Source organism: Zunongwangia sp. HGR-M22 (assembly GCF_027594425.1).
In the GTDB taxonomy this organism is placed as follows: Bacteria; Bacteroidota; Bacteroidia; order Flavobacteriales; family Flavobacteriaceae; genus Zunongwangia.
On sequence record NZ_CP115159.1, the window covers coordinates 1,917,754 to 1,935,906 of the forward strand.

The 18,153-nt window shown below is 34.0% G+C and carries 18 protein-coding genes; 17 read left to right on the forward strand and 1 reads right to left on the reverse strand.

The genetic code is table 11. The features are described 5' to 3' along the window. Nucleotides 1-187: 187 nt before the first annotated feature. The 17 genes from PBT91_RS08315 (at nucleotide 188) to PBT91_RS08395 (ending at nucleotide 17,520) form a co-directional block, all read left to right on the forward strand. A complete protein-coding gene (locus PBT91_RS08315; protein WP_270061316.1) occupies nucleotides 188-1,720 on the forward strand; it encodes an HAL/PAL/TAL family ammonia-lyase in 1,533 nt (510 codons plus the stop codon). Further along, nucleotides 1,721-2,452: a 3-oxoacyl-ACP reductase FabG gene (fabG, locus tag PBT91_RS08320; protein WP_270061317.1), complete on the forward strand. Its 732-nt coding sequence runs from the start codon at nucleotides 1,721-1,723 to the stop codon at nucleotides 2,450-2,452. 3 nt (nucleotides 2,453-2,455) lie between these two features. Beyond that, nucleotides 2,456-3,334, forward strand: coding sequence for an LpxL/LpxP family acyltransferase (locus PBT91_RS08325; protein ID WP_270061318.1), 879 nt, complete (start codon nucleotides 2,456-2,458; stop codon nucleotides 3,332-3,334). A gap of 9 nt (nucleotides 3,335-3,343) precedes the next feature. Continuing rightward, a complete protein-coding gene (locus PBT91_RS08330; RefSeq protein ID WP_270061319.1) occupies nucleotides 3,344-3,796 on the forward strand; it encodes a hypothetical protein in 453 nt (150 codons plus the stop codon). 18 nt (nucleotides 3,797-3,814) lie between these two features. Then, on the forward strand, nucleotides 3,815-4,231 hold the full coding sequence (locus PBT91_RS08335) for an acyl-CoA thioesterase (RefSeq protein WP_270061320.1): 417 nt from the start codon (nucleotides 3,815-3,817) through the stop codon (nucleotides 4,229-4,231). Beyond that, nucleotides 4,231-5,391, forward strand: a complete 1,161-nt coding sequence (locus tag PBT91_RS08340; RefSeq protein ID WP_270061321.1) for a beta-ketoacyl synthase N-terminal-like domain-containing protein — start codon at nucleotides 4,231-4,233, stop codon at nucleotides 5,389-5,391. Before PBT91_RS08335 ends, PBT91_RS08340 begins: the two co-directional genes overlap by 1 nt. Further along, nucleotides 5,378-5,974, forward strand: a complete 597-nt coding sequence (locus PBT91_RS08345; RefSeq protein ID WP_270061322.1) for a 3-oxoacyl-ACP synthase — start codon at nucleotides 5,378-5,380, stop codon at nucleotides 5,972-5,974. Before PBT91_RS08340 ends, PBT91_RS08345 begins: the two co-directional genes overlap by 14 nt. Continuing rightward, nucleotides 5,967-6,224 carry a phosphopantetheine-binding protein gene (locus PBT91_RS08350; protein ID WP_270061323.1) on the forward strand — a complete coding sequence of 86 codons (258 nt, stop codon included), beginning with the start codon at nucleotides 5,967-5,969 and terminating at the stop codon, nucleotides 6,222-6,224. The genes PBT91_RS08345 and PBT91_RS08350 overlap by 8 nt, the downstream gene beginning before the upstream one ends. A gap of 3 nt (nucleotides 6,225-6,227) precedes the next feature. Next, nucleotides 6,228-7,409: a beta-ketoacyl-[acyl-carrier-protein] synthase family protein gene (locus PBT91_RS08355; RefSeq protein WP_270061324.1), complete on the forward strand. Its 1,182-nt coding sequence runs from the start codon at nucleotides 6,228-6,230 to the stop codon at nucleotides 7,407-7,409. Continuing rightward, entirely contained in the window at nucleotides 7,402-8,466 is a 1,065-nt protein-coding gene (locus PBT91_RS08360) for a beta-ketoacyl synthase N-terminal-like domain-containing protein (protein WP_270061325.1), read from the forward strand. The genes PBT91_RS08355 and PBT91_RS08360 overlap by 8 nt, the downstream gene beginning before the upstream one ends. After that, on the forward strand, nucleotides 8,463-9,233 hold the full coding sequence (locus tag PBT91_RS08365; protein WP_270061326.1) for a polysaccharide deacetylase family protein: 771 nt from the start codon (nucleotides 8,463-8,465) through the stop codon (nucleotides 9,231-9,233). The genes PBT91_RS08360 and PBT91_RS08365 overlap by 4 nt, the downstream gene beginning before the upstream one ends. 58 nt (nucleotides 9,234-9,291) lie before the next feature. Next, nucleotides 9,292-9,840, forward strand: a complete 549-nt coding sequence (locus PBT91_RS08370) for a LolA family protein (protein WP_270061327.1) — start codon at nucleotides 9,292-9,294, stop codon at nucleotides 9,838-9,840. Nucleotides 9,841-9,961: 121 nt separating this feature from the next. Continuing rightward, entirely contained in the window at nucleotides 9,962-10,327 is a 366-nt protein-coding gene (locus PBT91_RS08375; protein ID WP_270061328.1) for a hydroxymyristoyl-ACP dehydratase, read from the forward strand. Between the two features lie 77 nt (nucleotides 10,328-10,404). Next, nucleotides 10,405-11,604 carry a DUF2062 domain-containing protein gene (locus PBT91_RS08380; RefSeq protein WP_270061329.1) on the forward strand — a complete coding sequence of 400 codons (1,200 nt, stop codon included), beginning with the start codon at nucleotides 10,405-10,407 and terminating at the stop codon, nucleotides 11,602-11,604. Between the two features lie 6 nt (nucleotides 11,605-11,610). Beyond that, nucleotides 11,611-14,589, forward strand: coding sequence for an MMPL family transporter (locus PBT91_RS08385; protein WP_270061330.1), 2,979 nt, complete (start codon nucleotides 11,611-11,613; stop codon nucleotides 14,587-14,589). A 1-nt stretch (nucleotide 14,590) separates the two neighbouring features. After that, complete coding sequence (locus PBT91_RS08390; protein ID WP_270061331.1) at nucleotides 14,591-16,246, forward strand: C45 family autoproteolytic acyltransferase/hydolase; 1,656 nt, start codon at nucleotides 14,591-14,593, stop codon at nucleotides 16,244-16,246. Further along, nucleotides 16,246-17,520 carry a phenylacetate--CoA ligase family protein gene (locus PBT91_RS08395; protein ID WP_270061332.1) on the forward strand — a complete coding sequence of 425 codons (1,275 nt, stop codon included), beginning with the start codon at nucleotides 16,246-16,248 and terminating at the stop codon, nucleotides 17,518-17,520. Before PBT91_RS08390 ends, PBT91_RS08395 begins: the two co-directional genes overlap by 1 nt. On the opposite strand, the gene PBT91_RS08400 is transcribed toward PBT91_RS08395, so the two are convergent. Then, complete coding sequence (locus PBT91_RS08400; protein ID WP_270061333.1) at nucleotides 17,517-18,125, reverse strand: outer membrane beta-barrel protein; 609 nt, start codon at nucleotides 18,123-18,125, stop codon at nucleotides 17,517-17,519. The two genes, PBT91_RS08395 and PBT91_RS08400, sit on opposite strands and share 4 nt — an antisense overlap. Nucleotides 18,126-18,153: the final 28 nt, after the last annotated feature.

Consider the following 18,153-nt stretch of genomic DNA (forward strand, 5'->3'; position numbering starts at 1 on the left):
CACTGCGGAAATATTTCTGAAGTAAAAGTAAAAAATATAATGATTCTTCTGGATCGTGCAATTTTGCTTCCCGATGCTTTCCGTCTAAATGTTTTAGCGTAGGGATTTAACAGAATTTCTTAAAATTTGTACTAAATATACTACATTTGCGCTCGTATCAAAACAGGCCCATTTTCAGTAATAAATTATGCTTAGCATCAAAGCACCATTAAAATTAAGCGATTTTCAACTTATTTTATTTGAAAATCAACAACTTGAAATTTCGGAAGAAGTTTTCGAGAAAGCAACAAGTTCATTTTCTTTCCTACAGGATTTCGCAAAGGATAAAGTCATTTATGGTGTAAATACGGGTTTTGGACCAATGGCGCAATACAAAATAAAGGATGAGGATCGTTTGCAGTTGCAATACAATCTTATTAGAAGTCATGCTTCTGGAACAGGAAAAGCTATGGATCCTTTGTATGTAAAAGCTTCTATGGTCGCGCGTTTAAATTCGCTTTCCTTAGGATATTCTGGTGTAAACAAGTCGGTTTTGGAGAGCATGCAACAATTGATAAATCATGATGTAACGCCTCTCATTTTTGAACATGGCGGAGTAGGAGCATCTGGAGATTTAGTACAATTGGCACATTTGGCTTTAGTATTGATTGGTGAAGGAGAAGTATTTTATAGAGGAGAGCGAAAAGCTGCAAAATCGGTTTTTAACAAATTGAGTATAAAACCCATTGAAGTTAAATTACGTGAAGGTTTAGCCTTGATTAACGGAACTTCAGTAATGACAGGAATTGGGATTGTGAACTTAATTTATGCAAAACGTTTGTTAGAATGGTCGATTTGTTGCTCTTCTATAATTAATGAGATAGTTTGTGCGTATTCCGATCATTATTCTTCAGAATTAAATAGCTCTAAACTTCATGAGAGTCAGCATAAGGTGGCTGCAATGATGCAGGAGCATTTAAAAGATAGTAAGCGAATTAAAAATCGTCAAGATCACTTATATCGAGAAACGTCAACTTCAGAAGAAGTTTTTTCAGAAAAAGTTCAAGAATATTATAGTTTGCGTTGCATTCCGCAGATTTTAGGTCCGGTTTTAGATACTATAAATTCCGCAGAAAATATTTTAATGGACGAAGTGAATTCTGCTAATGATAATCCTATTGTGAGCGTAGAAAAACAGATGGTCTATCACGGTGGCAATTTCCATGGAGATTTTATTTCTTTGGAAATGGATAAACTAAAGCTGGTAATTACCCGTTTATCGATGTTAAGCGAGCGCCAATTAAATTATTTATTAAATAGCAAATTAAATGAAATTCTTCCGCCATTTGTGAATTTGGGAAAATTAGGACTTAATTTTGGTTTGCAGGGAGCACAATTTTCAGCAGTTTCAACCACGGCAGAAAATCAAACACTATCCAATAGTATGTATGTGCACAGTATTCCCAATAATAACGATAATCAGGATATTGTAAGTATGGGAACCAACGCAGCCAATATAACTAAAACGGTGATCGATAATGCCTATCAGGTGCTAGCCGTACAAATGATGGCGATTATTCAGGGAATGAAGCATATCGATAATTTGGATAGCTTTAGTACCAAGTCTAAGGAGATTTTCGAAAAATTTAATGATAAATTCCATCTGGAAAAAGAAGACTTTCCATTATATAACTCTATTGAAGATATAACGAAATCTTTGAAAGAAAACGATGCTTATTAAATGAAATACGCTTTAGTTACAGGAGGTTCACGAGGAATAGGAAAAGCAATTGCTATGAAACTGGCAGTAGATCTTGAGTATGATATTTTACTGAATTATCATTCGAATACCGAGGCTGCGGAAGAAACCGCTAAACTTATTACAGATCTAGGCGCAAACTGTGAGCTTTTAAAATTTGATGTAGCCAATCCTGAAGCAACCAAAAAAGCCATTGAAAATTGGCAAATATCGAATCCAGATGCCGTGGTAGAGGTTGTGGTAAATAATGCCGGGATTACTAAAGATGGCTTATTTATGTGGATGGGAGAAGAAGATTGGAGTTCGGTGATTAATACTTCGCTTAATGGATTTTACAATGTAACTCAGCAATTCATAAAAGGCATGCTTCAAAAACGATATGGCAGAATTATCAATATCGTTTCTTTATCTGGTGTGAAAGGTAATCCTGGGCAGGTGAATTATTCTGCTGCAAAAGGAGCAGTAATTTCAGCAACAAAGGCGTTAGCACAAGAAATCGGAAAACGAAAAGTAACGGTAAATGCGGTAGCTCCCGGATTTATTGAATCTGATATGACGTCAGATTTTGATGAAAAAACGCTAAAAATAATGATTCCGATGCAGCGTTTCGGTCATGCTGAAGAGGTTGCCGATTTAGTTAGTTTTTTGGCTTCAAAAAAAGCGTCGTATATCACGGGAGAAGTTATAAACATTAATGGCGGTTTATATTCTTAAGTTATGGCCGGCTGGAGTGGAAAATCGAGAGGTACACTTTTTACTATTCGAATTTATGTTTTTATAATTCGGAAGATTGGTTTATACCCGGCATATTTTTTACTTGCGTTTATTACTTTTTATTTTTTACTTTTTGCTCCTAAATCTTTTAAAAGTATCTATTATTACTTCCGAAGAAGACATGGTTATAATTTCTTTAAATCAATATTCAATATTTATAAAACCTATTTTGAGTACGGGAAAGTGCAGCTAGACCGTGTTTTAATCACCGGCGGAGCGAAAGACCGTTATAGATTTAAGTTCGACGGGATTAAGCATATTCAAAACCTTCAGGAACAAAATAGGGGCGGAATTCTATTAACTGCGCATATCGGTAATTTTAACCTAGCGAAACATTTTTTTGATCAAAAGCACGGCCAAACCAAAATTAATCTTGTAATTAGTGATTTTGAGCATGAAAATATCAAAAATTACATGGAATCGGTTACCGGAAAATCAGAAGTAAAACTGATTGTGCTACAAAAAGATTTATCTCATATCTTTAAAATGAATGAAGCGCTAAAAAATAATGAACTGCTAGTTTTTGCTGCCGATCGTTACATGGAAGAAGTGAAAACCTGGAAAGCCGATTTTCTGGGAGCCATGGCACAATTTCCGCAGGGACCTTTTAAACTGGCAGTTCGCAACAATATTCCTGTATTATTTGTACATATTATGCGAGAGCAGAGTTATGAGTATCATTTCTATGCGAGACCTTATATTCCGCAAAAAAATACACCAAAAGAACTTTTAAAAGCGTATCTTGAAAATCTAGAAAAAATGGTTAAAAAATATCCACACCAGTGGTATAATTTTTATGACTATTGGAAAGATTTCAGCTAAACAATATTTATGGCAGAAAATTTACTTCAGGCTCCAATTTTAGACCCACAGGAGATTATAAAACTTATTCCGCAAAAACCGCCTTTTGTAATGGTGGATAGCTTACATGATTATACGGATCTTACCGGGATAACCGGTTTTTTAGTACCAAAAGATAATATTTTGGTAGATGACGACTGCATTTTTTCTGAACCGGGACTAATCGAACATATGGCACAAAGTATGTCTTTGCATCGTGGTTATCAAGGGTATATTGGCGGACTAACAAAACCGAAAACAGGTTTTATTGGTGCGATAAAATCGGTGGAGATTTATCGACTTCCAAAAGTTGGGGAGAAGCTTACTACCTATGTTGAAATTTTGCATGAAGTAATGAATGTAACTTTGGTTACCGCTAAAACTTTAGATGAAAACGACCAGGTTATTGCTATTTCAGAAATGAAAACCGTAACCGTAGATTAATTCTTGAATTTTTTTAAGATGAATAAAGAGTTATCCAAACAGTTACAATTACAGGTGCGTTTTAGCGAATGCGATTCTTTGCAAATTGTATGGCATGGTAATTATTTAAAATATTTTGAAGAAGGTAGAGAAGATTTTGGCCGAAAACACGGTATTTCTTATTCAGATTCAAAGGCAAATGGATTTGCCACGCCAATAGTAAAATCATCTTGTGAGCATAAATTACCACTAAATTATGGTGATCAATTTACAGTGGAAACCACTTTTGTAAATACCGATGCAGCAAAGATAATTTATAACTATCGCATTTTTAAAGCGGAAGAATTAATTTGTACCGGCGAGACTATTCAGGTTTTTATCGATAAAAAAGGAGAATTAGTGCTGAATAATCCTTCCTTTTTTCTAGATTGGAAAAAGAAAATGAAGTTGATTTAATGAATAACCTTTACCTACATGATGATTGCATAATTTCTCCACTTGGCTTTACCACTTTAGAAAATTTAGAGAAGCTGAGAAATGGTACAACTGGTCTAAAGCAATGCGCCACTAATATATATTTAGATTCACCAATTTGTGCTGGGATTATTGATGCAGACAATTTATCTAAGGTGTTTTCTAAAATTGGCAATCCAGAAGATTTTACCAAGCTAGAGCAAATGATGCTACTCGCTATTCAGGAGATATTAAACAAAAATCCGGATTTTGACAGAAATCAAAACGGACTCATAATCTCGACCACCAAAGGAAATGTTCATCTTTTGGAAGATTTACTAGGTTTTGAAGAAGAGCGCATATTATTATCAAAATTGGATGAAATCATCAAAGATTTCTTCGGTTTTAAACAGAAACCAATTGTGGTTTCAAATGCTTGTATTTCTGGAGGGTTGGCATTATCTGTTGCAAAGAAAATGATTAGTGTTGGTCAATTTTCAGAAGCGATTGTGGTAGGTGGCGATATGTTATCTAAATTTATAGTTTCTGGTTTTAACTCTTTTCAGGCGCTAAGTGATACCGCGTGTAAACCTTTTTCTAAAGATCGTAATGGTATAAATCTAGGCGAAGCTGCTGCTGCAGTGTTGGTAAGTGATAGCAAAAAAGCACATTCAAATTGTATAAATTTGGTAGGAGATGCTTCAGCGAATGATGCTAACCATATCTCAGGACCATCAAGAACCGGTGAAGGTTTGCATAAAAGCATTCAAAATTCGCTAAAAGAAGCCAATATTTCTTCCGAAGTTATAAACGCGATTTCTACTCATGGTACCGCAACAGTTTATAATGACGAGATGGAGGCTATAGCGGTCTCAAGAAATAATTTAACCGAAATTCCCTTAAATAGTATCAAAGGATATTATGGGCATACTTTAGGAGCTTCAGCTTTAATAGAATCCATTGTTTGTAAACATATGATGCTGAATAACGAGATCTATCCAAGTTTGAATTTTACTCAGTTAGGCGTTTCAGAAAAAATAAATGTAGTAACCCAATATCAAAATTCAGTGCCTATCGAATATATGCTGAAAACAGCATCGGGTTTTGGTGGCTGCAATTTGGCGATGATTTTTAAAAAAGAAGCAGGAAATGGCGAATCTTAAATTAGAACATTGGGTACGTATCAAAAACGGAAAGATAATTTGCGACGGTGAAATTGTTTTTTCCTCGGAAGAAGGAACTGGTAAATTTATCAAAACTGCTTTTAAATTCCTGGAAATCAAATATCCAAAATTCCATAAAATGGATCGACTTTCTAAAATTGGATTTATAGCTTCAGCAATATTAGCAAATAAAACCAAGTTTGATGAAGATACTGCCTTAATCTTTAGCAATCAAAGTTCTAGTTTAGAGAGTGATAAAAAATATCAAAAATCAATCAAAGAGTTTCCTTCGCCTGCACTTTTTGTGTATACGCTACCAAATATCGTTTTGGGAGAAATTAGCATCTATTTTAATCTGAAAAGTGAAAATGCGTTTTTTATTGAAGATCAGTTCAATGCAAATTTATTATTGAAATATTCTGAGCAATTAATTGAAACTGAAAAAGCAGAAAAAGTGGTTTGTGGTTGGTTAAACTTGCAAAACGATGAATATGATGTATTTTTGTGGCTAAATTCGAATGCTCCGAAAGCTGAAATTTTAGAACCACAAATAAGGAAAATATACGATGCCGATTATGACTGATTTGCATACCGAGTTAAAAGCCAGTATAATAGAACAGCTGAACCTGGAAGATATGGAGGTTAGCGATATAGAAAATGACGAGCCTTTATTTGGTGATGGTCTCGGTTTAGATTCCATCGATGCGTTAGAATTAATCGTTTTATTAGAAAAAGACTACGGAATAAAGCTTACCGATCCTCAAAAAAGTAGGGAGATTTTTGAAAGTATCAATAAAATGGCCGATTTTATTGAAGCGAATCGTACAAAATAATTTATGACCAGGAGCGTAGCGGTAACAGGAATTGGGATCCTTTCTTCTATAGGAAGAAATGTAGAAGAAAACCATAGCGCGCTCGTTCAGGGAAAACACGGACTTTCAAATCCTGAGATTTTAGACACTATTCATCGAAATTTGCCAATTGGCGAGATCAAATCTTCAAATAATGATCTTGCTGAAATGCTGGATTTGGATAAAAATCATGCATTTACCAGAGCAGCTCTTTTGGGAACGCTAGCTTTAAAGGAAGCAGTGAAAGCTTCTGGAATAAATGATTTCACCAATATTGGATTTGTAAATGGTACAAGCGTTGGTGGGATGGATATGACCGAACGTTTTTATCGAGATTATGAAAAAGATGGTACCAATCTCCGTTTTATCCAGGCACAGCATCCAGGGTTTACCACCGAGCAAATTGCAAATTACTTTGGGATTAATGCTTACGTTACAACAATAAGTACCGCATGTTCGTCGGCAGCAAATGCCATTATGATGGGCGCGAGACTTATAAGATCTGGTTGTCTAGATAAAGTAATTGTGGGCGGCACCGATTGCCTTTCTCGCTTTACGTTAAATGGTTTTAATTCTTTAAAAATTTATTCTGAAGATTTCCCGAAACCTTTTGATAAAGATCGACAGGGGTTGAATTTGGGAGAAGCTGCTGCTTATTTAGTCTTAGAATCTGCAGCTTCAGTACAGAATAAAGAAATCTTGGGCTATGTTTCTGGTTATGGCAATGCTAATGACGCCTTTCATCAAACAGCATCTTCAGAGAACGGTGAAGGTGCCTATCTAGCCATGCAAAAGGCGTTGAAAACGGCCAATCTTAATCCGCATCACATAGAATATATTAATGCACATGGTACGGCGACGCTAAACAACGACCTTTCTGAAAGTAGAGCGTTGATAAGAACTTTTAAAGAAATGCCGGCTTTTAGTAGTACCAAATCTTTTACAGGCCATACGCTCGCTGCTGCCGGAGCAATCGAAGCGGTCTTTAGTTTGCTGGCCCTAAAAAACCAAGAAATTTATCCTAATCTTAATTTTGAATCACAGATAAAGGATACCAAACTAGAACCGGTTACTCAGCTTAAAACCGCAAATATCGAGCATGTTTTATCTAATTCTTTTGGTTTCGGAGGAAATTGTACTTCTTTAATCTTCAGTAAAAATGGATAGAAAGATTTACATAAACGGTGCTGCGAGTATATCTGCACAAACTGAAGAAGAAATTTTTTTAGAAAATGCTAAGGTTTTTCAAGAAAACATCTTTCCTGCCAGAGAAGTAAATTATAAAGAGCACATCAAACCAATGATGCTTCGGCGGATGTCCAAGGCCATTAAAATGGGATTGCTTACTGCAAAACAAGCACTAACAGAAGCTGGCATAGACATTCCAGACAGTATAATTGTAGGAACCGGTGAGGGCTGTAAACAGGATACAGAAAAATTTTTGGAGAATATCTTAAATGAAAATGAACAATTTTTAACGCCTACTGCTTTTATCCAAAGCACACATAATACTGTTGGCGGACAGATTGCTCTAGATTTAAAGTGTAGCGGTTATAACATGACATACACTCAAAATAGTGCTTCATTCGAATCGGCATTAATTGATGCTAAGCTTCAATTTACAGAAGATATGGAAACGCGCTGTGTTTTGGTTGGGGGAGTAGATGAACTTGCAAAAACCAGTACGCCATTTTATAATTTAGATGGACAGCTAAAAGGAGGAAAAATAAATTCTTCGGAAGTATTAGAATCTCAATCGGGTGGCACGATAACTTCAGAAGGTGCTGCTTTCTTTTTGCTTTCAGAAATACGAACACAGAATTCTTATGCTGAAATTGTTGATTGTGCGATTTATCGGATAATTTCAGAAGATAAACTTACCGAAGAAATTAGCTGGTTTTTAAAGAAAAATGATCTTGATATTGAAGATCTTGATGTTGTAATTCTTGGTAATAATGGCGACTCAAGATATGATCATTATTATGATCAACTTCAAGGAGGAATTTTTAAAAATACGCTTCAGTTAGGTTATAAGCATTTGGTAGGCGATTATAATACGGTGACAGCATACGCGTGCTGGCTGGGTGCAGAAATTTTGAAAAGAAATATAATTCCGCAGCAACTAAAATTGAATGCTATTTCAGTAAAAAAGCCAAAATCAATTTTAATTTATAATCAGTATCTTGGCAAAAATCATAGTTTAACTTTGCTTCGAAGTCTTTGAAATTCCGTATTCTAAATTTCTTTATCTGGATTTTTTTAATTGCCGTGGCGATGTTTTGTGGTGTTAACGGACTTGCGCTTTGGCCTATTGCAGCTGCCGCAATTATATATCCTGTTTTTTTAATCACCATTTCTACAAATATCAGGTGGAATGTCTTCGTTAATGGATTTCATCATCAAGAAAATCATCCAAAAAAAGAGGTTTGTTTAAGCTTTGATGATGGCCCTACAAATGTTACACCAAAAATTTTAGACCTATTAGACAGATACGATGCTAAAGCTTGCTTTTTTTGTATTGGTGAGCAAATGGAAAAATATCCAGAAATTACGCAGGATATTATCGAAAGAGGACACATTATAGGAAATCATACCTATTCTCATACTCGAAAGATGGGATTTCTTTCCTCTAAAAGTTTAGCAAGAGAGATTGATGCATGCAACATAGTAGCAAATGATATTACAGGTTTAAATCTCAATTTATTTAGACCACCTTTTGGGATTATTAATCCTAAAACTAAAAGTGCCTTAGATAAAACAGGGCATCTGGTTATTGGTTGGAATCTTAGAACATACGATGCTATTTTAAACGATAAGTCTAAAATTGTGAACCGTATAAAGCGAAAACTGAAACCCGGTGATGTGATTCTATTACATGATAATAAAGATCAAACACCTATAATATTGGAACAATTGTTGTTGCATCTAAAATCAAACGGATATCGGGCAATTAGGCCAGATCAATTATTTAAAATCAATGCGTATAATTAGTATAATACTGTTTTTTTGCAGTTTGGGAATGTTTGCACAAAGTAACAATTTTACTAGTGTGAGTTTAAAAATATCTTCACAGCTTACCGAAAAAATGGAATCGGCCAAAAGTCTTTACGGAGAATTCGAGCAAACCAAAGTGATGAAAATGATGGATGCTGAATCGACTTCTTACGGTAAAATTTATTACAAATCTCCAGATATTATAAAATGGGAGTACACGAAACCTTTCCCATATTCATTACTTTTTAAAGATAACTTTTTGTACATCGATGATGATGGACATAAAAGTAAACAGGATATGAGCAGCAACAAAATGTTTGCGAAACTTGGTGATCTTATTACTGGAAGTCTTAATGGAAAATTATTAAAAGATGATGAACATTTTGAAGTTGAATATCAAAAGAAAAATACTAATGTAGAAGCCATTATTACTCCAAAAGATAAAAATATGGTCGATATGTTTGAAAAAGTAATTATGAGCTTTGGTAATGATAAAATGCTTCAATCGGTGAAATTACTTGAGGAAACTGGTGATTATACTTTAATCAGTTTTAAAAATTGGGAAATGAATAAGCCTATAAAACCTTCTGTTTTTCAACCATAATATAATTTTTTAGTACATTTTTTATTATAAAAGAAAATTTGGTGTTTTTTCAGGCTATAACCTATATTATGTAGTCATTTTTGAACTTAATTCTGTATTTTCGTCAGAATAAATCCCTATTATGTTGCTTAAAGATTTTTACAAAGTCTTGGAATCTTCTAAAGAAGAAGAAACATTTGTTACTAAAATATCTATTGAAAAATCTCATTCTCTTTATGCCGGTCATTTTCCGGATCGACCCGTGACTCCTGGCGTAATTTTAATGCATCTTTTTAAAGAGGAAGCTGAAAGGCGTACAAATAAAAACTTAGCATTGATTAAAGCAACCAATGTCAAATTTATGGCGGTCGTAGATCCTAATACTTCAGATAAGGTTATTCTTGAAACCAAAATAATCGAAGAAAATGGGATTACTAAAGTACAAGGAGTAGCGAAACAAAATGATGCTTTAGCTTTAAAATTCAATGCTTTATATAAAGCTGTTTAAAAATCATTTTTCTTACTTCGATATTCCTATGTTTCGGCCTTTTTAATTAATACTTTTGCATTTACAAAAGAATTAATTTGAGTACCGCCGGAATTTATCAAAATCGATTTAGAGCTTTAAATTGTTGTATCATAGTGCCTACTTACAACAATCAGGGTACTTTAGCTTCTTTACTGGAAGATCTTCTAGTTTATACCAATCAGATTATTGTTTTAAATGACGGAAGTACCGATAATACCAAGAATATTCTCAAGAATTTCGATGCTATTGAAATAAGAAATTTTGAGAAAAATCGTGGAAAAGGCGTAGTTCTTAAAAAAGGATTTAAAATTGCTGAAGAATTAGGGTATGATTATGCGATCACAATAGATTCTGATGGGCAGCATTATCCCGATGATTTAGACGTTTTTTTAACTGAATTGGAAAAAAGAAATCCCGGCGATAAAGAACTCCTTTTAATTGGTGATAGAAATATGGGAAGCGATGGCGTTCCCGGGAAAAGTGCTACCGGAAATGATTTTTCGAGTTATTGGTATCTGGTGGTAACTGGATTTCAGCTTCATGATACGCAAAGTGGGTATCGTTTATATCCTTTAAAAGTGATAAATTCTGTCACTTATTATACTTGGAAATTTGAATTTGAGATTGAAATTATCGTTAAAGCAAGCTGGCGAAAAGTTGATGTAAAAAATGTGCCTATAAAAGTGCTTTACGACGAGAAGAATCGCGTAAGCCATTTTCGGCCTTTTTGGGATATTGTAAGAATCACATTATTATACATGTGGTTTGTACTGGTAAGTTTTTTCTGGATTCATCCTCGTAATAAATACCGCGATTTTAAGCAAAAAGGATTTAAGCGATTTTGGAAAGAAGATATTATAAGAAGTAATGATAGTCCGGCGAAAAAAGCTACTGCAATTGCTGTTGGTATTTTTGTGGGATTATCGCCATTTTGGGGAATACACACTTTTTTAGTTTTTGTATTAGCCGCTTTTCTCAAAGTAAATAAAATAATCGCTTTTTTATTTTCCAATATAAGTATTCCACCCTTTATACCTGTAATTTTGTATTTAAGTTTTCAGGTAGGATCTGTAATCCTTGGGAATGGTTGGGATTGGAGTTTAAAATTAGAAAAAATAAGCTCTACTACAGATGTTTTTCTTGGATTAGGGCAGTATATTTTAGGAAGTCTTATTCTGGCAATTACTGCTTCAATACTGGTTTGGATTGTGTTTTATTTGTTATTTTCGGTCTTGAATAAAAAGCAGATCATCTAATCTTAAATGCATCATTTTTTTCTTAAATCTTATTATTTTTTTCAGCAAAAGAAACTACTACTTTTTTCTGCAGTATTGATTTTTGTAGCCGGTGTAGGTTTTTTGGCTTCGAAAGTACAATTAGAAGAAGATGTTACAGGCTTAATACCCTCGGGAAAAAATCAGGATGTGCTAAAGCGAATTCTGAGCGAAACTGAATTTTCAGATAAGATCGTTGTGACAATTTCTTCGGAAAAAGAGCAACCACAAAAATTAACGGCCTATGCCGATCGTTTTATAGATTCAGTCAATTCAAAAATGCCTGATTTTATAGAAAATATTGAAGGTAAAGTTCCTGAAGAAAGCATTAAAGAAATTTACAATTTTGTGTATCAAAATCTTCCTTTGTTTTTGGATAAAGAAGATTACGCTAGAATAGATGAAAAATTATCAGATTCAGCAATAGCAAAACAAATAGAGGAAGATTATCGAAGCATAATTTCTCCTACGGGTATTGTTACTAAAAATTTTATTTTTCAGGATCCATTAAGTTTAGCTCCCATTGGTTTAGAAAAGCTTAGAGAATTACAAATAGGGGATAATTATTTGCTTTACAACGATTACCTTTTAACTAAAGATAAAAAGCATTTGCTTCTTTTTATAACTCCTACATTACCAGCTTCAGAAACTAATAAAAATAATCGATTTGTAGATAAGCTTCAGCAGCTTCAGCAGCAATTGAACTCGAAATACCAAGGTGTAGAAGGCGACTTTTTTGGCGGAGTTCTATATTCTTTAGCTAATGCCAATCAGATTAAAAAAGATGTTCAAATCACTATTAGTATTGCTATTTCAATCTTGCTGATTTTACTTATCTTTTTTTACCGTAAAATTTATGTTCCATTAATTCTTTTTATTCCGGGGATTATTGCGGCAATAACGGCAATTGCAATCCTCTATATTTTTAAAGGCAGTATTTCTGCAATTTCAATTGGCATAGGTTCAATTTTGCTGGGCATTACTTTAGATTATGGGCTGCATATTTTAACACATTACCGCAATAATCATAATATTGAAAAGCTGTACCAAGAAGTAACTACGCCTGTTTTAATGAGTAGTTTTACTACTGCTATGGCGTTTTTATGTCTCTTGTTTGTAAATAGTGAAGCGCTAAACGACTTAGGGATTTTTGCTGCGCTTAGCGTTGTGTTTGCTGCTTTTTTAGCTTTGCTTTTAATACCTGTTCTTTACGGAAAGAGAATTAGCGAAACTCAAAAAATCACTTTTTTAGATAAGTTCGCCGGGATTCGTTTTTTTAAAGTTAAGCCTTTGTTTTTTGGAGTGATCGCACTATTTATTTTAGGACTTTTCTTTTTTTCCAAAGTTGAATTTAATAACGATCTCAGTAAAATTAATTTTCAGCCTGAAGCGATTAAAAAAGCAGAACAGAAAATCCAGAATATCGCCAATAGTAGCGGAAAAACACTCTATTTGGTAAGCTACGGCAAAACCATCGATGAGGCGCTTCAGGAAAATTCTAAAGTTTATCAGGAAGTTAAAAGCATTAGTGAGAGAGAAGAATTAAATAGTTATAGCAGCATTGGTGGGTTAGTACTTTCTACGCAATCTCAAAATAACAAAATTCAGCAGTGGAAAGATTTTTGGAATGAGCGAGATACTTTAAAAATTAAAAACAAAATTCTTGCAGAATCTTCAAAATACGGTTTTAAGTCAGAAAGTTTTAAGGACTTTTACAATTTACTTCAGAAGGATTTTAATAATCTACAATTAGACGATTATCAAAATACTACTAATCTGTATCTTAATGATTTTATCTCGATTAGCGAAGATTTCGCAACCGTTACTACTACGGTAAATTTAGGTGAATTTGCTTCAGAAGAATTTACCTCGCAATTCGACAATCTTGATAATACTCTTATCATAGACCGCGAGAGAATAAACGAAAGTTTTTTGGGGAATCTTAAAAATGATTTTAATAGTCTTATTGGAATTTCAATTTTAGCTGTATTTCTTATTCTTTTAATTTCTTATCGAAATCTGGAAATTAGTTTATTAACCTTGCTTCCTATAGGGATTACCTGGGTTATTGCACTGGGCATTATGGGAGCATTAGAAATCGAATTCAATATTCTTAATATTATAATTTCAACATTCATTTTTGGTTTAGGTCTGGATTATAGCATATTTATCACCAACGCTTGTCTTAAAGAATATCAAACAGGCAAAAGCGAATTGAAAACATATCAAACGTCCATTTTAATATCTGTAATCACTACATTATTAGGTATCGGTGCTTTGATTTTTGCCAAACATCCCGCATTACAATCGGTTTCTACGGTTTCTATAATTGGTGTGATTTCAGCAGTCTTAGTGGCTTTTGTGATTCAGGTGTGGTTATTTAATATGTTATTTATCAATCGCCGAAAGAAAGGCTTACCACCATTTCGATTTAGTAAAATAGAAAGCTTTATTCGAAACAAAATCTATTATAAGCAGGATTTATATTATCGTGACGCTGTACTGGATAATTATCGATATAAACCGGTCTATAGTGATGTTAAAGCTTTATTTGCTGAAAAAAAAGAACCTTACTTACGCGTTTCTCATTTTATTGATAAAGGGGAATGTGTGTTCTTTTTCTATTCGGGAATCGGAGTTTTCCCAATTTACCTGAGTTATATTAATCCTAATTCCAGCATTACCGGTTACGAAATATCGGAAGATATAGACATTGCCAAAAATTGCTTCCGTATTAAACATGAACTTTTAAATTTTACTGCTGAAATAGAAAATGCCAAGACGTGTTCAACTTTTGTAATTCCCAATCATGATTTGAAGGAATTGGAAGCGATTAAAAGAGTTATAAAAACTTATGGAAACAAAGTAATTGTTTTAAATAAAGACTTTAAAACACAGTGGTTACTCGATGCTAATTTCGAAATCACTTATCGACAGAGCGGAATTTTGGTATTTGAACAGAAATAAAATGAAGAAGCTTTTTGCCCTTTTTGGACTATTTTTTGTTTTTTCCTGCGGAATTAAAAAATCCTATCAGGACAAGCCCGATATTTCAGGTATTGCGGAAGTTGATACCGTAAGAACAAAGCTTAGTGAAACTCATTTTACATTAGGGAAAAACAATCTTTTTCAGAATAAATATGGAGTTTGGGAACTTTATATTGAAGGCGATGCCTTAGAACTTGGCTTAGCCAATGGTGCATTAACTCAGGATCTTATACATCATCAGGAAAATGCTTTTATGGGGAAAATTAATGAAATGGTTCCTTCTGAAGGATATCGAAATTTCCTGAAAAAACTTGTTTCCTGGTTTAATCGCAAAATGTATTTGTACGTTCCCGAAGAATACAAACAGGAAATTTACGGAGTTTCTAGATTCGGATTAAAAAAATACGATGAATTTGCACCGGCTTACATGCGAATGCTCTACTTCCATGGGGCGCACGATATTGGACATGCTTTGCAGGATTTAATGCTGGTTGGTTGTACGAGTTTTGCAGCCTGGGACAATAAAACGGAAGATGGTAAATTACTCTTAGGGCGTAATTTTGATTTTTATGCTGGTGACGAATTTTCCAATCAAAAAATGGTAGCCTTTATTAATCCAGATGAAGGTCACAAATTTATGATGTACACCTGGGGAGGAATGATTGGCGCCGTTAGCGGAATGAATGCAAAAGGAGTTACCGTAACGATAAATGCGGGAAAATCTAAGATTCCAATGCTGGCTAAAGATCCTATTACGCTGGTTTCAAGAGAAATATTGCAGCACGCTTCTAATTTAGATGAAGCAATAGAGATTGCTAAAAAACGAGAGGTATTTGTTTCAGAATCTATAATGGTTGGCAGTGCAAAAGATCACAAAGCGATTTTAATTGAAGTGAGCCCCAACAATTTCGGTATCTACGAAGTTGAAAACTCCAATCAATTGATTTGTAGTAATCATTTTCAGAGTTCAGAATACGAACATGACAGTCGAAACCAGAAAACAATTAGAGAAAGTCATTCGCAATATCGTTTTGAGCGTATGACAGAATTGGTTAATGAAGCTGATAAATTATCTCCTGAAAAATCAGTAGAAATTTTACGAAATAGAAAAGGCTTGGATGATAAAAAAATAGGCTACGGAAATGAAAAAGCGATCAATCAACTTTTAGCGCATCACGGTATCGTTTTTAAACCTGAAGAAAAAAAGGTTTGGCTTTCGGCTAATCCTTATCAGATGGGTGCTTTTTTAGCTTACGATTTAGATAAGGTTTTTGCTGAATTTGAAGAAGGAAATGTAAATGGGAGTGTAATGAGTACAGAAGAAGTTATTCCTGCATCAGACTTTTTGCAATCCAAGAATTATAGAGATTATGAGCAATATCTAAAATTACGCGCGGCATTTATTTTAGCACTAGATAACAATGAACAGATTAATCCAGAAAAAGCTGAAAAATTAAAGCAACTTAATCCTTATTTTTGGCAGGCGTATTATTTAAGCGGACAGTTTTATTATCGTGCGGGCAATTACAAACAGGCTATTATCGACTTTAAGCAAGCTTTAAGACGAGAAGTAACCACACTTCCTGAAAAAGAACATCTGGAAAAATTACTGAAAAAATCTTATAGAAAACTCTAATGAAAGACTTTCTTTCTCCAGAAATATCGCACCAAGAACAATGGAAATTGATAAAACGGCATCTGGATTATGCTTCCCAAAATTCGCCATTTTACAAGCAGATTTTTAAGGAGAATGCGATCGATATTTCAGCAATAAAAAATGAAGCTGATTTTCGTCGAATCCCGATGACTACCAAAGAAGAGTTGCAACAGCAAAATTTAGATTTTCTCGCCGTCGATTACACTGAAATTATCGATCATGTAACTACATCTGGCACATTGGGCAACCCGGTAAATTTTATGCTAAACGAAGCCGATTTGGAAAGATTAGCATACAACGAATACGAATCTTTTAAAATTGCCGGAATCACAAAAAACGACGTGGTGCAAATCACTACAACGCTAGATCGGCGATTTATGGCTGGGATGGCTTATTTTTTAGGACTTCGGAAATTGGGAGCTGGAATTGTAAGAACGGGCAGTGGTTTACCTGGTTTGCAATGGGATAGTATTAAACGTTTTAAACCTAAATTTTTGGTCGCTGTACCCTCTTTTCTATTAAAACTTATCGATTATGCAAAACAACATAATATCGATTACAAAAATTCATCGGTTAGAGGCGTGATATGTATTGGTGAATCTTTGCTGAATGAAAAGTTGGAAGATTCGGCACTTCGAAAAAAAATTCAGGAATTATGGAATATTGAGTTATTTTCGACTTACGCTTCAACCGAAATGGCTACTGCTTTTACTGAATGTGAGTTTCATAAAGGCAATCATATTTTGCCCAATCTTATTTATACTGAAATTATAGATGAATCGGGAAAGCAGGCAAAAAATGGAGAGATAGGAGAGTTGGTGGTCACTCCGTTACAGGTTAAAAGTATGCCACTAATACGATACGCAACGGGAGATATGCTAATGAATATTGAAAACAATTGTATTTGCGGTAGAAAATCAAAAAGGATTGGTCCCGTAATAGGCCGTAAAAAGCAAATGCTCAAAATTAAAGGTACTTCACTTTATCCGCAACATATTCAGGAAGGGATGAATGCTTTAGATATTTCAGAGTATATCATTGAAGCCAAAAAAGATGACTTCGGAAACGATTCGGTTTGTATAAAAATTTCAGAAGAAGTTTTAATCAAACCTGCTCAAATTCAGGAAATATTAAGGGAGAAACTTCAAATTAAACTTGAAATTCAGCAAATATCGGCTTCACTTTTACTTCAGAAAAAATTTCCAAAAGAAAGCCGAAAGCCAATTATTTTTCATGATTTACGATCGATTTAAAACTTATAACCAAGTCCCAAATGTACGCCAAACTGACTTAAATTAAGATCACGATGTTCATCTTTAAAATCAATAGCTGCAAATTGTTTGAAGAAAGGATTTGCATAGATAAATAAATTATTAAAGCTATATTTTCCGCCAAAACCTAAATGATATCCGATACCTTCTTGCGAGTTAATACTATTATCATTTAGCTGAAAACTTACAACAGGTCCGCCATTTACAAAAAAGTAATTCCAAAAACTAAATTCCACTAAAACAGGAATGGATAATAATTCTATTTCTTCAAGTAGTGGAGCAGGTTGTGTGTAATTCCTTTCATTATAGTAGGATGAAAGTAAGTCATAGTATAACGTTGAGCTAGTTTGCAAATCTGTTTTAGTATAGGTAAGTCCCGGCATTATACTTAGCTTAGAAGAAATAGGAATTGTATATTCCACGCCTAACTCAAAAAGGTTTTCTACCTCGCTATTGGAGCCTCCATCTAAATCTTCGCTTTCTAAAAGTTCGGCGTCAGCAAATCCATAAAAAATGCGTAGCGATGATTCTTGAGCGTAAGTAGAAACAGTAATGATAGAAAATAATAAAACTAATAATTGTTTCATTTGATTGATTTTTAGATAGATACACTAA